The sequence below is a fragment of the Burkholderia sp. AU18528 genome (genome assembly GCF_002223215.2).
Classification (GTDB): domain Bacteria; phylum Pseudomonadota; class Gammaproteobacteria; order Burkholderiales; family Burkholderiaceae; genus Burkholderia; species Burkholderia semiarida.
The window spans coordinates 2,005,112-2,022,398 of the sequence record NZ_NKFC02000006.1; the positions used below are offsets into that span (position 1 = coordinate 2,005,112).

General features: G+C 68.5%; 14 protein-coding genes. 3 read left to right on the plus strand and 11 right to left on the minus strand.

Features of this window, described 5'->3' with window-relative positions:
* Window positions 1-107 precede the first annotated feature (107 nt).
* The 7 genes from CFB52_RS25825 to CFB52_RS25855 form a co-directional block, all read right to left on the minus strand.
* Entirely contained in the window at window positions 108-1,298 is a 1,191-nt protein-coding gene (locus CFB52_RS25825; RefSeq protein ID WP_099317784.1) for an HlyD family efflux transporter periplasmic adaptor subunit, read from the minus strand.
* A 7-nt stretch (window positions 1,299-1,305) separates the two neighbouring features.
* Window positions 1,306-3,159, minus strand: a complete 1,854-nt coding sequence (locus CFB52_RS25830) for an efflux transporter outer membrane subunit (protein ID WP_180278260.1) — start codon at window positions 3,157-3,159, stop codon at window positions 1,306-1,308.
* A 2-nt stretch (window positions 3,160-3,161) separates the two neighbouring features.
* Window positions 3,162-4,100, minus strand: coding sequence for a glycosyltransferase family 2 protein (locus CFB52_RS25835; protein ID WP_059583216.1), 939 nt, complete (start codon window positions 4,098-4,100; stop codon window positions 3,162-3,164).
* A gap of 9 nt (window positions 4,101-4,109) precedes the next feature.
* Window positions 4,110-5,714, minus strand: a complete 1,605-nt coding sequence (locus CFB52_RS25840; protein ID WP_060011976.1) for a DHA2 family efflux MFS transporter permease subunit — start codon at window positions 5,712-5,714, stop codon at window positions 4,110-4,112.
* Window positions 5,711-6,994, minus strand: coding sequence for a glycosyltransferase (locus CFB52_RS25845; RefSeq protein ID WP_099317785.1), 1,284 nt, complete (start codon window positions 6,992-6,994; stop codon window positions 5,711-5,713). The genes CFB52_RS25840 and CFB52_RS25845 overlap by 4 nt, the downstream gene beginning before the upstream one ends.
* 16 nt (window positions 6,995-7,010) lie before the next feature.
* Window positions 7,011-7,580 (minus strand): isoprenylcysteine carboxylmethyltransferase family protein, encoded by a 570-nt coding sequence (locus CFB52_RS25850; protein ID WP_060011980.1) that lies wholly within the window; start codon window positions 7,578-7,580, stop codon window positions 7,011-7,013.
* 67 nt (window positions 7,581-7,647) lie between these two features.
* Window positions 7,648-8,550 carry an alpha/beta fold hydrolase gene (locus CFB52_RS25855; protein ID WP_059642388.1) on the minus strand — a complete coding sequence of 301 codons (903 nt, stop codon included), beginning with the start codon at window positions 8,548-8,550 and terminating at the stop codon, window positions 7,648-7,650.
* A 721-nt stretch (window positions 8,551-9,271) separates the two neighbouring features.
* Here CFB52_RS25855 and betI point away from each other — a divergent pair.
* Genes betI through betA form a run of 3 tightly spaced genes read left to right on the plus strand, consistent with a single transcriptional unit; the run spans window position 9,272 to window position 13,075 of the window.
* On the plus strand, window positions 9,272-9,856 hold the full coding sequence (betI, locus tag CFB52_RS25865) for a transcriptional regulator BetI (RefSeq protein WP_059583223.1): 585 nt from the start codon (window positions 9,272-9,274) through the stop codon (window positions 9,854-9,856).
* Window positions 9,857-9,888: 32 nt separating this feature from the next.
* Window positions 9,889-11,358, plus strand: coding sequence for a betaine-aldehyde dehydrogenase (gene betB, locus CFB52_RS25870; RefSeq protein WP_059583225.1), 1,470 nt, complete (start codon window positions 9,889-9,891; stop codon window positions 11,356-11,358).
* Window positions 11,359-11,374: 16 nt separating this feature from the next.
* A complete protein-coding gene (betA, locus tag CFB52_RS25875) occupies window positions 11,375-13,075 on the plus strand; it encodes a choline dehydrogenase (RefSeq protein ID WP_059583226.1) in 1,701 nt (566 codons plus the stop codon).
* A gap of 74 nt (window positions 13,076-13,149) precedes the next feature.
* Here the strand turns inward: betA and CFB52_RS25880 are convergent, their stop codons facing one another.
* The 4 genes from CFB52_RS25880 to CFB52_RS25895 form a co-directional block, all read right to left on the minus strand.
* Window positions 13,150-14,265 (minus strand): hypothetical protein, encoded by a 1,116-nt coding sequence (locus CFB52_RS25880; RefSeq protein ID WP_099317786.1) that lies wholly within the window; start codon window positions 14,263-14,265, stop codon window positions 13,150-13,152.
* 238 nt (window positions 14,266-14,503) lie between these two features.
* Window positions 14,504-15,007, minus strand: a complete 504-nt coding sequence (locus tag CFB52_RS25885; RefSeq protein WP_059642351.1) for a hypothetical protein — start codon at window positions 15,005-15,007, stop codon at window positions 14,504-14,506.
* Window positions 15,008-15,128: 121 nt separating this feature from the next.
* Complete coding sequence (locus CFB52_RS25890) at window positions 15,129-15,953, minus strand: OmpW family protein (RefSeq protein WP_059583231.1); 825 nt, start codon at window positions 15,951-15,953, stop codon at window positions 15,129-15,131.
* A gap of 73 nt (window positions 15,954-16,026) precedes the next feature.
* Window positions 16,027-17,280, minus strand: a complete 1,254-nt coding sequence (locus tag CFB52_RS25895; protein ID WP_099317787.1) for a DUF2957 domain-containing protein — start codon at window positions 17,278-17,280, stop codon at window positions 16,027-16,029.
* Between the last annotated feature and the right edge of the window lie 7 nt (window positions 17,281-17,287).

Here is a 17,287-nt window from a genome sequence, read left to right on the forward strand (position 1 = left end):
TGGCGGAAATACGAAAGTCGGGCGGGAAACGACGGGGACGCCCCAGGTGAGAAACGCACCGGGGTCGGACCAGCCCTCGCGGCCGGCTGCCGCCGCGACGGCGGGCGCTACCCGCGCTGATTCTCGCGGATGATCGCGGCGGCGGCGGCCTCCGCGTCGCTCGCGACGCCGTCGTGCACGCGCGTGCTGACGGCCGGCGTCGGCGGCTCGCTGTCGAGCGCGTGGCCGTTGCGGTCGTGCGTGTCGACCGTCACGCGCATCGACAGCCCGACGCGCAGCGGATGCGCGGCGAGGTCGCGCGGATCGAGCGCGATCACGACCGGCACGCGCTGCACGACCTTGATCCAGTTGCCGGCCGCGTTCTGCGACGGCAGCATCGAGAACGCGCTGCCCGTGCCCGCCGAGAAGCCCTGCACGCGGCCGCGGTAGGCGACGCGCGAGCCGTAGAGATCCGACACGACCTCGACCGGCTGTCCGACGCGCATGTGGCGAATCTGCCCTTCCTTGAAATTCGCCTCGACCCACAGCCGGTCGAGCTGCACGATCGACATCAGCGGGACGCCGGGCCCGACCTGCTGGCCGACCTGCACCGAGCGCTGCCCGATCGTGCCGTCGACCGGCGCGACGATCGTCGTGCGCTTCAGGTTCCGGTACGCGAGCTTGAATTGCGCGGCCGCCTGCACGACGGCCGGGCTTTCGTCGACGGGAAGCTTGCTGCCGAGCGCGCGCGCCGCGTCGAGCTGCGCCTGCGCGGCCGCGAGGTTCGCCTGCGCGCCGGCCACCGCCGCGCGGGCCCGCGCCAGTTCTTCCGGCGCGACGATTTCGACCGATGCGCCCGAGCGCGCGGCCAGCGCGCGCTGCGCCAGCGACAGGTCGGCGCGGCGCGCATTCACGGCCTCGACGTACATCGTGTTCGAGATTTTCGCGTTCGCGACCTGCCGCACCGCCTGCGCGAGCTGCGCCTTCGCCTGCGCGAACGCGACGGACGCCTCGGTGTCATCGAGCTTCACGAGCGTCTGCCCCGCGCGCACGGCCTGCGTATCGGCGACCTGCACGTCGGTCACGGTGCCCGGAATCTGCGCGGCGACCTGCACGATGCTGCCCGCGACGTACGCGTCGTCGGTGTCTTCGTCATAGCGGGCGCTCGACAGCCAGTACGCGACCCACGCGATCGCGGCCAGCAGCACGATCGCGACGGACACGGTGAAGCGCTTGCGGCGCGTCGCGCGGCGTGCATCGAGGGCCGGGTCGTTCAGCGCGGCCGGCGGCGCGGCGGAATGAAGGTTGTCGTGGTGCATCAGTTCATCAGTCGCTCTGCGTGACGATCAGACGATCGTGCTGGAACACGGGAATCGCGGGCATCGGCGCGGGGTCCGGCATCGGGCTCGCCGATGCCGTACGTGCGAGAACGGGGGTGCCACGCGGCGTCGCGTCGGAGTGGGTCGCACCGACCGTGGACGGGCGCGTGGTGTCGTCGCGTCGTGCGGATTCAGGCGTGGACACGGCCCTCGTCGTGGCGGCGGCCGGTGAAACCGTGGCGCTCCGCGCGGGCGAGTCGTTCGACGGGCCGGCTACCGCTACCCGGTTCGCGGCCACGGCGGCCGGCGCGCCGCGTCCGGCCGCCGCCCCGCTGCGCGCCCGCCGCACGGCCGGCGCTTGCGCCTGCGCGACCGTTGCGCCCGCATCGAACCCGCCGCCCAGCGCGCCGATCAGCCCAACGCGCAGCGTCCGCTGCTTGCCGAGCAACGCGATCATCTGCGCGCGCTCGTCGATCAGCGTGAGATCCGCGACATCGACGTCCTTCTGCATCAGCACGCCGCGCCGATGCCGGTCCGCCGCGATCTGCACGATCTTCTGCGCGGCCGCGACCGCATCCTGCTGCTGCGCGACGAGCGTCTGCGACGTCTGCAGCGACGTGACGAGTTGCGCGACCTGCCCGAGCGCGTCGTCGACGGTCTTGTTGTACAGCCCGATCGCGACGTCGGCCTGCGCGACGTCCGCGCCGAGCTTCGCCTTCAGCCGGCCGCGATCGAAGATCGGCAGCGAGATCGCGGGGCCGACGGAGCCGGCGAGCGAATCGCGCGAGAACAGCGACGCGGGCGTCAGCGCGAACACGCCGCCGAGCGCGACGAGGTTCACATCCGGATAGAACTGCGCGCGCGTCGAATCGGCGTTCGCGAACGCGGCCTCGACCCGCAGCCGCGCGGCGACGATGTCGGGCCGGCGGCCGAGCAGATCGGCCGGCAGCCGGGCGGGCAGCGCGCCGCCCGCGAACGCGCCCACGCGCGGCCGCTGCAGCGCGAGCCCGCGCTCCGGGCCGCGGCCCGACAGCACGCCGAGTTGCAGTTGCGCGAGCTTGATCTGCTCGTCGTTCAGCGCGATCTGTTCGAGCAGGCGGCTGCGCTTGATCGCCGCGTCGCTCGCGTCGTACGCATTGTCGAGGCCACGCGCGGTGCGCTCGCGCAGCACGGCCGTCACGCGCTGGCTGATCTTCAGCTTCTGCTGCAACAGGTCGCGCACCGCGTACGCCTGATCGAGCTGGCAATACACGGTGACGATCGCGACGGCCAGCGTGAGCCGCACCTGTTCGGCCTCGACGCCGGCGGCGTCGCGCAACGACATCAGGCTCTTCGTCGCCGCGCGGTTCTTGCCCCACAGGTCGAGCTGGTAGTTCAGTCCGACGAAGATCGACGACGGCGACACGTTCGGATCGCCGAAAATCTGCACCGGCACGCGATAGCCGCCGGCCGTCACGTCGGCGATGTCGCCGGGCTTCGGCATCCGCGCGCGGCTGATCGTCGCGCCGGCCGTGCCCGTCAGCCCGGTCAGCGAATCGAACTGCTGAAGCTGCGCCTGCGCGATGCGCAACCGCGCCTGTGCAACCTGCACATCGGGACTGTTCCGCGACGCCTCGGCCACCAGGTCGTCGAGCTGCGGATCCTGTAGCTGCTTCACCCAGTCGGGCGCCGGCCACGCGCCGTTTGGGCCGGGGCCGGCGGTATGCACGAGCGCATCGTCGGCCGGCGCGCGCAGCGACAGCGATGGCAGGAAGCCCGACGGCACGCATCCGCTCAACGCGAGCAATGCCGCGGCGGCCGCGATCATCGCGCCGCCCTTCACGCCACGCGGCGAACGCGCCGCTTGCTTCATCCGACGCATCGTCACCCCTGCCGAACGCGCTGCGCCCGCGCGGCCAGACGCGGCCGCGTGCGCTCGAGCGGACCGAGCCGGCCGAACAGGCCGTCCGCGACGCCGAACAGGATGCCGGCCAGCTTCGCGCGCTTGTCGCGCTCGACGAGCGCGATCTGCACCACCTGCCACACGGTCAGCAGGTTCGGCACGAGCGCCACCGGAAAACGCAGCCCGTACTGCATCCCGAGCTGCACCGCATTGCGCGCGCTGTAGTAGCGCCGTTGCCATGAATGGTTCATCGACGTCATTTCAAAAGGGCCGATCGCATGCCGCCGTTTCGCGCCGATCCGGTGCGACAGCACCAGCGACGGCACGACATAGAGCGGCACGTTGCGCGACAGCGCGCGGAAGCTGTATTCGGTATCGACGTGATCGATGAACAGCGTCTCGTCGAAGCGGCCAAGCACGTCGAACGCATCGCGCGACACGACGCAGCCCGACGAAATCAGGAACGCGCAGCGCTGCATCGGCGCGCCCGGTTCGATGCGCAGGCGGCGCAGGCCGATGCCGTTCGTCGCGAGTTCCGGCAGGAAGCTGCGCGCGTTCTCGTCGAAGATGCGCGGGCCGGCGAGGAACGCGCGCCCGCCAAGCCCCGCGCAGACCTCGCGCATCGTCGGGAAATACGCGGCCGGCACCGACGAATCCTGGTCGAACAGCGCGACCGCATCGACGCGGTCGCGAAACAGCGCCGCGAGCCCCGCGTTGTACGCGCCCGCGATGCCGCCGCGATTGCCGTGATGCAGCAGCGCGATGCCTTCACGCGCGCACAGGTCGCGCACCCGTGCATCGGCCTGCGGCGTGTTGTCGACGACGAGCAGCGCATCGCACGCGTGCCGCCACGCGCGCAGCGCGTCGAGCTGTGCGTCGCTAGGGTGATACAGGATCACGAGTGCACCGAGTGTCGTCATGGTCTCTTCTCAATGTCCGAACGATGCGGCCGCGCCGCGTTTCGGCCGCGTCAGCCACATCATCGCGGCGAGCGCGAGACACGTCATGCTCGCCATCCAGAACATGTCGTTGGTCGCCATCATGTAGGCCTGCTGCATCACGACGTGATGCAGCGTCGTCAGCTCGCGCACGCCGTCCACGCCCATCGCGTTCAGCGCATGCACGAAGCGGTGCGTGTTCGCCGACGCATGCGTGACCGATTGGGACACGACGTCGTAGTGATAGGTGGCGCGGTTGTCCCACAGCGTCACGCTCATCGCGGTGCCGAACGCGGCCGACAGCGTGCGCAGGAAATTCGACAGGCTCGACGCGGCGGCGAGCCGGTCGTCCGGAATGCGCGACAGCGTCGCGGCGGTCAGCGGAATGAAGAAGCACGGCAGCCCGATCCCCTGGATCAGCCCGGGTGCTGCGATCTGCGCGAACGTCATCTTCAGCGTGAAATGCGCGTCCCACGCGAGCACGGCCGCGAACACGAGAAAGCCGAACGTCGCGAGCACGCGAGCGTCGAAACGGTGCGCATGCAGCCCGACGAGGATCGAGAACACGAGCGCGAGCACGCCGAGCGACGCGGTCGCGAGCCCCGCATGAAACGCGTTGTAGCCCATCACGGCCTGCATCCACAGCGGAAACACCACGCCGACCACGGAGAAGCTCATCATGCCGAGCGAGATGATCAGCACGCAGAACGAGAACGTGCGGTCGCGAAACAGGCTCAGGTCGACCACCGGATGCGCTTCGCCCGCTTCCCAGATCAGCAGCGACACGATCGCGAGCGCCGCCACCACCGCGAGCGTGACGATCAGCGGCGAATCGAACCAGCCGCGGTCGTGGCCGAGATCGAGCATCGCCTGCAGCGAGCCGACGCCGATCACGAGCAGCACGATGCCCGGCACGTCGATCGGGCCGGCCGCGCCGCGCTGCGCGTCGGGGCGCAGCATCGCGGTGCACACCGCGAACGAGAACAACCCGATCGGCAAGTTGATCAGGAAGATCCACGGCCACGAAAAGTTGTCGACGATCCAGCCGCCGACCACCGGCCCGAAGATCGGCGCGAGCAGCACCGTCATCGCCCATAGTGCGAGCGCGATCGTACGTTTGGCCGGAGGAAAGGCGCGCAGCAGGATCGTCTGCGACAGCGGCACCATCGGCCCCGAACACAGGCCCTGCAGCGCGCGGCAGATCACGAGCACGTGCAGGTCGCGCGCGAGCCCGCACATCAGCGACGTCAGCGTGAACAGCAGCACCGCGCCGACGAACAGCCGCAGTTCGCCGACGCGGCGTGCGAGCCAGCCGGTGAGCGGCACGGCGATCGCGGCCGCGACCGAATACGAGCTGATCACCCACGTGCCCTGGCTGTTCGATACGCCGAGACTGCCGGAGATCGCCGGCACCGCGACGTTCGTCACGGTCGAGTCGAGCACTTCGATGAACGTCGCGAGCGACAGCGCGAACGTCAGCAGCGCGAGCCGGATGCCGCGCACCGGCTGCGTGGCCGGCTGCGCGGCCGTCGCGGGCGGCACGTCGAACGCCGGCGGCGCGGCGGCCCCGTCGTGAAGCGGCGACGCGGCGCTCATGCGCCGGCCACCGCGACATCGGCCCGCGCGGCCGCTCGTCCGCGCTTCGGCACGAACCGTTCGATGAAATCGGCGGCCGCGCCGCAGCCGTCCGGCGCGGCCGCGAGCAGCGCACGCGTGCGCTCCGCATGCACCGCGAACGCGGGTTCGTCGAGCACGCGCGCGAGCGCCGCGCCGAGCCGCGCGCCGTCGAGCGCGCCGTCGACACGCACGCCGCAGCCGTTCGCGACGACGCGTTGCGCGTTGTCGAACTGATCGTGCGCGAACGGCGTGACGACCTGCACGATGCCGGCTTCGCACGCGAGCGCCGCCGTGCCGATCCCGCCGTGATGCACGAGCGCGCGGCAACGCGGCAGCAGCGTGCGCATCGGCACGAAGCGGCGCACGAGCAGCCGGTCGCCGTCCTGCGCCGCATCGTGCGGCGTCAGCAGGATCCCGCGCGCGCCGGTCGCGCGCAGCGCCTGCGCCACCGCGCGCGCATAGGCCGCATGATCGACGAGCGTCGAACCGGCCGTGAACACGACCGGGGCTTCGCCGGCCGCGAGAAACGCATCGAGTGCCACATCGTCGTCGGGTGTCGCGATATCGTTGAACAGCGGAAAACCGCTTTGCAGATGATTCGACGGCCAGTCGGGCTGCGGCGGCGCGAACCAGCCGGGAAACAGACACAGCACGCCGTCGGTCGAATGCAGCCAGCGGCCGAGCACGCGCCGCGCGGGCGCCAGCCCGAGCCCGCGGCGCACCGCGTCGAGCGCCGGGCCGCACACGCGGTCCAGCACCTGGCGCTCGATCAGCGTCATCAGCGCCGATTTCACCGGCAACGGCCAGCGCGCGGGTATCGTCAGGCGCGGGTGGGTCGGCGGTGCATGCGCGGACAGCAGCGTCGACGGCGACACCTGCACCGACACGTACGGCGTGCCGTGCAGCTCCTGCATGAAGCGCGCGGAGAACGCCCACAGCGTGCCGACCAGCACCGTGTCGGCATCGGTCAGCGCGCGCAGCGTGTCGTAATGCGGGCGCAGCGTCGGCGCGATCACCTGCCACAGCGTGCGGAACGACGTCCGCGGATCCCACAGCGCCGGGTTCGCCATCGCCGCGTCGTAGTCGGCCGCGGTGCCGACCGGCACGAACGCGAAGCCGCAGCGGCGCACGGCTGCCTCGAACGGCGCATGCGTGCAGAACACGACCTCGTGGCCGCGCGCGGCGAGCGTGCGCGCGATGCCGAGCAGCGGATGCACGTCGCCCGCCGAACCGATCGCGGTCACGATCATCTTCGCCATCGCGCGCCTCGCGGGGTCAGTAGAAGCCGGGGATCAGCGCCGCGACCTCGCGGCGGTACTGCGTATAGGCCGGCCCGAAATGCCCGGTCAGCCAGCTCTCCTCGACGCGCACCTTGTACGCGAGCGACGCGAACACCAGCAGCACGCCGATCGCGCCGCGCCATTCGCCGCCGATCAACGCGGCGCCGACCAGCGCGATCAGGCAGCCGGTGTAGATCGGGTGACGCACGAGCGCATACGGCCCCGTACGGACGAGTTCGTGGTTTTCCTTCAGCGTGACCGACACGCTCCAGTTCGTGCCGAGGTGCAGCCGCGCCCACACCGAGAACAGCAGGCCGGCCACCAGCACCGCGAGCCCGCACTGCGCCTGCAGCCCGAAGCGCTGCCAGTCGGGCGTGAGCGCCTGCCACGACGGATCGGGCAGGATGATCAACGCGCCGCCCACGATCAGCGGAATCGACTGCAGCGTGCGCGAGCGCGACGCCTCCTTGCGCACGGTCGTCTTGACGCCCTGCGACGTGGCGATCCAGTACGCGAGCCACGCGGCCCACGGAACGACGATGGCGATGGTCTGAACGATATTCACGGCTGGCCTGCCTCGTTGGGATGGGAATTCGGATGCGCGGGACGCGCCCGCTGCACGACGGATGGCGTCACGACGAAAGCGCATGCATCGGCGCGGGCACGCACGCGTGCGCGGCGGCACGCGCGACGCCGGCCGCGGCAGATGCCTCGCCGCAGAAGAACTCGAGCAGCGCGGTACGGGTGGATTCGCGCTGCGCCCGGCCTTCGATGTCGAGGAAGTGGCCCGCGTCCGGCACCGTCGCGAACCGCGCGCGCGCCACGTGCGCGCCGAGTTGCCGCACGTCGGCCGGCGTCGTGTATTCGTCGCGCTCGCCGTTCAGGAACAGCAGCTCGCAGCCGATGTTCGCGAACTCGCTGAAATAGCGCTCGGGCTGCAGCGACAGGATCTGGTCGACGTGGAACGCGACCTGGTCCTGCTCGTCGCGCGGCAGGCGCGTGAGATACCGGTAGTTGTACAGCTTCATGATGCGCGGCAGATAGCGGCCGACGGTGTCGTTCAGCAACTGCGCGGCCTTCAGGTTCTCGCCCGCCGCGATGTGATCGCGGGCGCGCGTCACGTAGTCCACCATCGCGTCGTTCAGGAACGGCGAGAACGAACAGATCGCCGCGCGCCGCACGCTCGGGCAGCCGCGCGCGAGCGCGAACAGCGACGCGACGCCGCCCCACGACACCGACACGAGGAACGCCGGCGCGAAGCGCTCGACCAGGTACTGGAGGATCGCGGCTTCGTCGTCCTTGGTCAGGATGGAGCAGCCGGGGTTGTGCTGCCGCGACTGCCCCGCATACGGCAAATCGAAGCAGATCGTGTTCATCCGCTCGCCGAGATACTGGACGGTCTGGCCGAACGACGCGGTCGTCGCGAGCGCGCCGTTGACGAGCATCGCCGTGTCGAAGGCCGGGTCGAACACGTTCCGTTCGACGTAGACCTTCAGACCATTCGGCAGCGGGACCACGTGTTTTTCGGTCGGCATCGTCGTTCTCCGGTGAGTGCGGCGTCTCGACGTCGCGGCATGCTGCAGGTGCACAATGGCCGGCGCCGGGTCCGTGCGCGATCGATCGCCGCGCGCGATTGCCGACGCACCGCGGCAATCGCGCGCGGCGCCATTCATTCCTCGTGGTGCGGCGCCATACTAATACGGCCCACATTGCCCACTCAAGTCATTCCAAAAATCCCTCTACTCGGCCATGAAATACGCCGAATTCAAATTGATTTATCGATTTCTATGGTATGCGGAATCCATCCGAGGACGATCGCAATCGTTTGCGCGCAACCCTCGATAGCGCTAAAAACGCAACACTTTCCTTTATTTTTCAACTACTTATTGAGTTTAAATCGCCGAATTCAAACGGCTTTCACAAAACCGCACGCATTCACAATCCGATTTGGCAATTTCACATCGTGAATAATATTACAGACCTCGACATTCTTTCGCCCTGTAATGAAATCGAGCGCAGAAACGGTCCTCCGCATTGCGTCATTTTTTCACGGCGCGTTTTAAACAGATTCAAATTTAATTAACCTTCTTTCAATGCGTTTTTCCGCACCCGCACATGGTTCCGGGCGTGACGAGTCGTTCCGTTTGGAACACGGCCCGCCGTTCAGCCCCGATTTTTTGTTGATTGAACAATCAATAAAAAACCGCTAAGCTCTCGACTTCCATCAACGGCCCGTCCGGGCGAAGGGGAGTCGCGATGCCGAAAGTCGGAATGCGGGAGATACGCCGCGCCCAGTTGATCGATGCCACGCTGCGCTCGATCGACGAAGCGGGCCTGCCCGGCACGACGCTCGCATCGGTCGCGCAACGCGCGAACATCTCGACGGGCATCGTCAGCCATTACTTCGGCGACAAGGACGGCCTGCTCGAAGCGACGATGCGGCACGTGCTGCGCGACCTGTGGTCGGCCACCACGCGCCGCCGCGCCGCCGCACGCAAGGACCCGCGTTCCCGGTTGCGTGCCGTCGTCGCCGCGAACTTCGACGACACGCAGGTCAGCGCGCCGGTGATGAAGACATGGCTCGCGTTCTGGTCGCAGAGCATGCACGACCCGATGCTCAAGCGGCTGCAGCACGTCAACACGCGGCGCCTCCATTCGAACCTGTGCGCCGAATTCGCCAAGGCATTGCCGCGCACGAAAGCGCGCGAAGCCGCCAGCGGCCTCGCCGCGCTGATCGACGGCCTGTGGCTGCGCGGCGCGCTTGCCGGCGGCCCGATCGACACCCGAGCCACGTTGAAGCTCGCCCACGATTACATCGACCTGCTGCTCGCGTCCGACTGACGCGCCACGCAGTCGCCTACCAGGAGATCCTCATGTCCGTATACGGTTTGCAGCGCCTCTACATCGGCGGCGGTTACGTCGACGCCACCAGCGGCAAGACTTTCGACACCTTCGACCCGGCCACCGGCGAGCTGCTCGCGCAGGTGCAGCAGGCGAGCGCGGCCGACGTCGACCGCGCCGTTGCGTCCGCGCGGGAAGGCCAGCGCGAATGGGCGGCGATGACCGCGATGCAGCGCTCGCGCATCCTGCGCCGCGCGGTCGACCTGCTGCGCGAGCGCAACGACGAGCTCGCGGCCATCGAAACGCGCGACACCGGCAAGCCGATCGGCGAGACGCTCGCGGTCGACATCGTCACCGGCGCCGACGTGATCGAGTACTACGCGGGCCTCGCGACCGCGATCGAAGGGCTGCAGGTGCCGCTGCGCGCCGAGTCGTTCGTGTACACGCGCCGCGAACCGCTCGGCGTGTGCGCGGGCATCGGCGCATGGAACTACCCGATCCAGATCGCCTGCTGGAAGACGGCGCCCGCGCTCGCGGCCGGCAACGCGATGGTGTTCAAGCCCAGCGAAGTCACGCCGCTGACCGCGCTGAAGCTCGCGGAAATCTATACGGAAGCCGGCGTGCCGGCCGGCGTGTTCAACGTCGTGCAGGGCGACGGCTCGGTCGGCGCGCTGCTCACCGGCCATCCGGACATCGCGAAGGTGTCGTTCACCGGCGGCGTCGAAACCGGCAAGAAGGTGATGTCGCTCGCCGGCGCATCGTCGCTGAAGGAAGTGACGATGGAGCTCGGCGGCAAGTCGCCGCTGATCGTGTTCGACGATGCGGACCTCGACCGCGCGGCCGACATCGCGGTAACCGCCAACTTCTTCAGCTCGGGCCAGGTCTGCACGAACGGCACGCGCGTGTTCGTGCACCGCTCGATCAAGGACGCGTTCACGCAGAAGGTGCTCGAACGCGTGAAGCGCATCCGCGTCGGCAAGCCGACCGACGCCGACACCAACTTCGGCCCGCTCGTGTCGGCCGCGCAGCTCGACAAGGTGCTCGGCTTCATCGAAAGCGGCAAGGCCGAGGGCGCGAAGCTGCTCGCGGGCGGCACGCGTCTGACCGATGGCCACTTCGCGAACGGCCAGTACGTCGCGCCGACCGTGTTCGGCGACTGCCGCGACGACATGAAGATCGTGCGCGAAGAGATTTTCGGGCCGGTGATGAGCATCCTCGATTTCGAATCGGAGGACGAAGTGATCGCCCGTGCCAACGACACGCACTATGGCCTCGCGGCCGGTGTCGTGACCGAGAACCTGTCGCGCGCGCACCGCACGATCCATCGCCTCGAAGCGGGCATCTGCTGGATCAACACGTGGGGCGAATCGCCGGCCGAGATGCCGGTTGGCGGATACAAGCAATCGGGTGTCGGACGCGAGAACGGCATCACGACGCTCGAGCACTACACTCGAATCAAGTCGGTGCAGGTCGAGCTCGGCCGCTACAACCCGGTGTTCTAATACAAGGAGAGCCGTCATGACGACACGCGAATACGACTACATCATCTGCGGCGCAGGTTCCGCGGGCAACGTGCTCGCGACGCGCCTGACGGAAGATCCGAACGTCACGGTGCTGCTGCTCGAAGCGGGCGGCCCCGACTACCGCTTCGACTTCCGCACGCAGATGCCGGCCGCCCTCGCCTACCCGCTGCAGGGCCGCCGCTACAACTGGGCATACGAGACCGATCCCGAGCCGCACATGGACAACCGCCGGATGGAATGCGGCCGCGGCAAGGGGCTCGGCGGCTCGTCGCTGATCAACGGGATGTGCTACATCCGCGGCAACGCGCTCGACTACGACAACTGGTCGACACACAAGGGCCTCGAGAACTGGACGTATCTCGACTGCCTGCCGTACTTCAAGAAAGCCGAGACGCGCGACGTCGGCCCGAACGACTATCACGGCGGCAGCGGCCCCGTGTCGGTCACGACCAGCAAGCCGGGCGTGAACCCGCTGTTCGAAGCGATGGTCGACGCGGGCGTTCAGGCCGGCTATCCGCGCACCGACGACCTGAACGGCTATCAGCAGGAAGGCTTCGGGCCGATGGACCGCACCGTCACGCCGAAGGGCCGCCGCGCGAGCACCGCACGCGGCTACCTCGACCAGGCGAAGATGCGGCCGAACCTCGAGATCGTCACGCATGCGCTCGCCGACCGCATCCTGTTCGACGGCAAGCGCGCATCGGGCGTCACGTACCTGCGCGGCACCGAGCGCGCGACCGTGCATGCGCGCCGCGAAGTGCTCGTGTGCAGCGGCGCGATCGCGTCGCCGCAACTGCTGCAGCGCTCGGGCGTCGGCCCCGGCGCATGGCTGAAGGAACTCGACATTCCCGTCGTGCTCGATCTGCCCGGCGTCGGCCAGAATCTGCAGGACCACCTGGAGATGTACATCCAGTACGAGTGCAAGGAGCCGGTCTCGCTGTACCCGGCGCTCAAATGGTGGAACCAGCCGAAGATCGGCCTCGAATGGATGCTGAACGGCACGGGCCTCGGCGCGAGCAACCACTTCGAGGCGGGCGGCTTCATCCGCACGCGCGACGACGACCCGTGGCCGAACATCCAGTATCACTTCCTGCCGGTGGCGATCAACTACAACGGCTCGAACGCGATCGAGATGCACGGCTTCCAGGCGCACGTCGGCTCGATGCGCTCGCCGAGCCGCGGCCGCGTGAAGCTGCGCTCGCGCGACCCGAACGATCACCCGAGCATCCTGTTCAACTACATGGCCGAAGCGCTCGACTGGCGCGAGTTCCGCGATGCGATCCGCGCGACGCGCGAGATCATGCGGCAGCCCGCGCTCGACCGCTATCGCGGCCGCGAGCTGAACCCGGGCGCCGACTGCAAGAGCGACAAGGAACTCGACGCATTCGTGCGCGCCCGCGCGGAAACCGCGTTCCATCCGTCGTGCTCGTGCAAGATGGGGTACGACGACATGGCGGTGGTCGATGAAGAAGGCCGCGTGCACGGGCTCGACGGGCTGCGCGTCGTCGATGCGTCGATCATGCCGATCATCACGACCGGCAACCTGAACGCCCCGACGATCATGATCGCCGAGAAGATCGCCGACAAGATCCGCGGCCGCACGCCGCTCGCGCGGGTCGACGTGCCGTACTTCGTCGCGAACGGCGCACCGGCGCGCAATGTCGCGAAGGCCGTGCGGCAACCCGAGACCGTCTGATCGATCCAGCGCCCGCGCCGGGCGCCGCGATACCCTCCCCCGCGGCTCGCGGCGTTCTCGCCCCGAGCCGCGTTTCATTGCGTCTTCCCGCTTGCGCCGCCTGCCCGGGTTACGGAAACGCCCCGCATCCGTTTCGCACGCACGATCGGGTTCCTGCGCGACGTCAGGCTCATCGCGTCGCGCAGGTGCTCGAATGCCGTATCGTCCTTCGGCCCGAAGCGGCTGACCGCCGGCCACGCGAGCACGTGATCAAGCCATTCCTGCCAGGTGTCGCCATGGAAGCCGCGGCCGATTTCCCGCACCGTATCCGGCGCGGCGATCATGACGCCCGCCAGCAGGTAGTAGGCCCAGAAACTGCCGGCGCCTGTCAGTCGATCGAGCCGGCACACGGATAGCGCGGCGAACAGCCCGTCCACCGACGCAAGATCGGCGCGGTGCGTGCGGATCGCCCGCGCGACGAGGTTGTGCCGGCCGCCGTACGCCTGAACCGAAACGCCGTTGCCTGCGGCTAGTTCTGCCGAAAACATCGCGAATGCGGCCATCTCGTCGATGCGCGCCGCGTCGTCGCGCGGGCCGCATGCGCGCAGCACCATCGCGTCGATGACGGCGCCGGGACGAGTCGGCGCTTCCGTGCTCGTTGCCACGACCGCGGCGAGCCTGTCTCTCAGGTTCTTCGCATTGGGTGTCTCGCGCTGCCCGTCGGGTTCGCTCGCGAGGCGTGCGCCCGCGTCTTCGCCGCTGCATTCGACGCCATCGGCAATCCGTTCGAGCGCGGCCCAGCCGACGTCCGGATCGTCGAATGCGCAGGCATCGATCAGGCCGTGCGCGGTGTCGAATACGGCACGCGAGCCCGGGCAGCGACGTTCGGCTTCGGCGAGTTGCCGGACGGAAGGCACGTGCGAGCACGCGCCGAGCGGATCGGCCGGGTCGCATGCGCAGCCGCCGCCATCGGTCGCGATCCACGGGACGAGCCGGTGCAGGACCGCGGTCGCTTCGCGGGACAGGCTCGCGCCAGTTCCCGCACGTCGCGCGTGCGACGCGACGACGGGCGGGTCGCCGGCGTCGCTCGCGGTCATCGCGCAGGCCGCCGTGTCGAGATGGTCGATCAGGTACTGCAGCCACGCGGCCGTGCGCAGCCGGTCGGGCGTCGCGCCGTGGGCATCGCCATACTTTGCTGGATCGGTAAGCATGGTTCCGGCCAATTGGAATAGTCTCGTTTCAATCGAATCGGGAGGCGCGGTGCGTCACGCCTGCCCTGCAGGTCCGCCCGTGCCGGATCTCGACACGGGCGGCCAACCGGTCGTCACGCGGATAAGCGCGACGACGCGAATACATCGAGGAAGCGAAAGCGACAACCCGCGTGCGAACCGCCCGATCCTCACGCACGGCCCTCCCGCGCGGCGGGTCCCCGCTTCGGTCGCGCGCCGCTTACTGCACGTGGAACTTCGGCGACGTCAGGATCGTGCCGCCCACCGTGCAGTCCGGCGTCAGCGTGGCGTTGTTGAACGTCAGCGACGAGTTCGCGTCGCTCCACGCCATCACGACCTTGCTCGGCCCGCACGTGCCGAGCAGCGTGACGTTCACCTTCACGTTGTTGATCGACAGTTGCGTCGTGCTGTCGGCCTGCCCCGTCCACGGCGACGTGCTGCTCGCGCTGCCGCTGATCAGGCCGCACGTCGCGCCGCCCGTGAACGTCGTCGAGGTGATGTTGACGATACCGGTCGACGTGATGGTGCCGTTGAACGTCGCATTGCAGGATGCGGTAATCGATCCCTTGCTGAGGTTCGTGAGCCCCGTCGCCGAGAACGGCTCGCCGTTCGGATTCATCGGTTGGCCGTCGGCGCGCGACACGGTGACGGCGAAAGCAGGCGCGGCCGAAACCGCGGTGAAAGCCACTGCAGCAACAAGCGATACGATTTTGCGAATGCTCATTTGAACTGCCCCCTCTCTTCACAAATGGCGGCACGCCGCCAGGAACGCGACCTTCCGGCCGGAATGATCCGGCCGGTTGGTCACAGGAAGCCGCCGGCACGCGTCATGCGCGCCGGTCGGCTCAGAACTTGTAGGAAATCCCGACGAAGGTGATCAACGGGTCGGCCTTCAACCGCGTGCGCGTGGTCGCGAGCGTCGATCCGTCGGCCGCCTTGATCACGAGCGACGAGTAGGTCTTCAGCGGCATGTACGTCAGCGTCGCCGTGAGTCCCCAGTGCTTGTCGATCGCGTAGCTCGCGCCGACGTTGTAGACCGGCGTGAACGACGACGACGCCTTGCCCTCCACCGACGTCGCGCCCGGCTTGCCGGCGCCGGCCGCGAGCACGCTGCCGAGGTTCTCGTTGATGTCCTTCGCGAAGTTGCCGTTCAGTTCGATGTTGCTGAACCAGCTGTAGGCCACGCCGATCCCGACGAACGGGCGAAACCTCGCCGTCGGCGAATTGAAGTAGTACTGCAGGATGATCGTCGGGCTCCACTGCCGCGCGTTCTTCACGGCCGGCTGGTTCGCCGACTTGTCCATGTCGACGTTGCCGAGCGCGCCGGCCGGGCCCGGCGGCTTGATCACGCCGTGGCCCGTCAGCGTGAATTCGGGCGGCACGCCGAGCACCGACGTCACCGCGATGTGGTCGGTGAAGAAGTGCGTGAGCGTGAGGCCGACCGTATCGGCGTTGTTGACCGTCAGGCTCGTGCCCGGCGACGTGAACGAACCGGGCAGACGCAGCGGCCCGTTGATCGGCATGTTCGCGAGATTCGTCGTGAGCCCGTTGGTCGAATCCTGCGGCATGATGTGCAGCCAGCCCAGCGTCGCGACGTTGTCGCCCGCCTGCTGGGCCGATGCGAGCGTCGACGCGCCTGCGACGACACCCGCGACAATCAGCTTCTTCATGAAGTCTCCCCCTCGTTCCGTCGGGGCGCCGCGTAGTCGCGCGCGGCGCCGCCATGTCTCCATCCACACGCGGTCACTGCACGAACGCGCCGACCGTGAAGTACGGGTTGCGCGTATCGGCCATGTCGAGGAACCCGAACACGCCGCCGGTGAACACGAACTTGCCGGTCGCCGGCCCCGACGCCGCGTCCGCATGCACGGTCGTCACGACGCCCGGCACCTTCTGCGTGTAGTCGAGGTTCAGCGCGCGCGTGAGTGCGGCCTGCGACGCGTTGAACGGATCGAGCAGCGTCGCCTGCGCACCGACGAGCGCGGTCGCGCGGTAGTTGAACGCGCTGTCCACGCCCGTGTACTCGCCGTCCTGCGAACCCTGCGCGATCGCCGTCCGCGGGCTCAGGAACGAGATGCCCGATTCGTCGTCCGCGCTCGGCGGGCCCTGCGTGAGGTCCGCGTTCGCGGCGCCGGTGCGGATGAAGATCGGCACGAGCTGGTTGCGCAGCTTGCCGACGATCAGGATCCCCTTGCCGGCCTTCGCCGGATCGAGCGCGGCGAGCGTCGGCGGAATCTGCGGCTGGTAGTTCAACGACTGGAACGCCGGCGCATCGGGGCGCAGCGTGAACGGCTGGTTCACGGTCGCGCTCGACGCAAGCGGCTGCCCGCCGTTCTTCTTGCCGAAGTTGTCGGTTTCCGTATAGCTGCCGTCCGCGTTGATCGTCACCGTCTGGTCGAGCGCCACCGGCTGGAAGTTCTGCGACGGCACCTGGTGATAGCCGAGCTGGTTGTACGTGCCGGCGATCTTCGTCAGATCGGTTTCCAGCGACGAGAAGCTGATGAACGGGTAGTACGGGAACGTCGTCTTCGGAATCTTGCCGACGCCGATCACGCCGTCGAACTGGATCGTCGCGCCGGGGATCGCGCCGCCCAGCACGCCTTCGCCGAGGAACAGCCGCGCGGGCCGGCTCGGGTCGAGGCTCGCGTTCTGCATCCGGAACGTGCACTGGTTCAGCTTCACCGTCGGCAGCCCCGTCTCGTCGGCCAGCGTGCCGTCGACCACGTTCGCCGGTGCGGTGTCCCGCGTCGGCTGCACGGTACCCGTGGTGGTCGGCACCGGCGATGCGAGGTAGGTCATCCGGTACGTCATCTTCGTCGTGTCGAGCTGTACTTTCACGAGCTCGCCTGACCCGGAGCCGCCGACGAACACCGTGTTGTAATCGATCGTCTGCGGGCACAGCCGGACCACCGGCGCGGGCGGCGGGTCGCCGTCTCCGCCGCATGCGGCCAGCACGGGCGCGAGCGACGCCGCGGCCATCCACTGTTTCACATTCATAGGAATC

What these genes read in the sequence shown, in the direction of transcription:
- betI (WP_059583223.1), top strand. Translation starts at nt 9,272, where the DNA reads ATGCCGAAAGTCGGAATGCGGGAGATACGCCGCGCCCAGTTGATCGAT.
- CFB52_RS25840 (WP_060011976.1), bottom strand. Translation starts at nt 5,714, where the DNA reads ATGAGCGCCGCGTCGCCGCTTCACGACGGGGCCGCCGCGCCGCCGGCG.
- CFB52_RS25880 (WP_099317786.1), bottom strand. Translation starts at nt 14,265, where the DNA reads ATGCTTACCGATCCAGCAAAGTATGGCGATGCCCACGGCGCGACGCCC.
- CFB52_RS25830 (WP_180278260.1), bottom strand. Translation starts at nt 3,159, where the DNA reads ATGCGTCGGATGAAGCAAGCGGCGCGTTCGCCGCGTGGCGTGAAGGGC.
- CFB52_RS25855 (WP_059642388.1), bottom strand. Translation starts at nt 8,550, where the DNA reads ATGCCGACCGAAAAACACGTGGTCCCGCTGCCGAATGGTCTGAAGGTC.
- CFB52_RS25885 (WP_059642351.1), bottom strand. Translation starts at nt 15,007, where the DNA reads ATGAGCATTCGCAAAATCGTATCGCTTGTTGCTGCAGTGGCTTTCACC.
- betB (WP_059583225.1), top strand. Translation starts at nt 9,889, where the DNA reads ATGTCCGTATACGGTTTGCAGCGCCTCTACATCGGCGGCGGTTACGTC.
- CFB52_RS25895 (WP_099317787.1), bottom strand. Translation starts at nt 17,280, where the DNA reads ATGAATGTGAAACAGTGGATGGCCGCGGCGTCGCTCGCGCCCGTGCTG.
- betA (WP_059583226.1), top strand. Translation starts at nt 11,375, where the DNA reads ATGACGACACGCGAATACGACTACATCATCTGCGGCGCAGGTTCCGCG.
- CFB52_RS25835 (WP_059583216.1), bottom strand. Translation starts at nt 4,100, where the DNA reads ATGACGACACTCGGTGCACTCGTGATCCTGTATCACCCTAGCGACGCA.
- CFB52_RS25890 (WP_059583231.1), bottom strand. Translation starts at nt 15,953, where the DNA reads ATGAAGAAGCTGATTGTCGCGGGTGTCGTCGCAGGCGCGTCGACGCTC.
- CFB52_RS25825 (WP_099317784.1), bottom strand. Translation starts at nt 1,298, where the DNA reads ATGCACCACGACAACCTTCATTCCGCCGCGCCGCCGGCCGCGCTGAAC.
- CFB52_RS25845 (WP_099317785.1), bottom strand. Translation starts at nt 6,994, where the DNA reads ATGGCGAAGATGATCGTGACCGCGATCGGTTCGGCGGGCGACGTGCAT.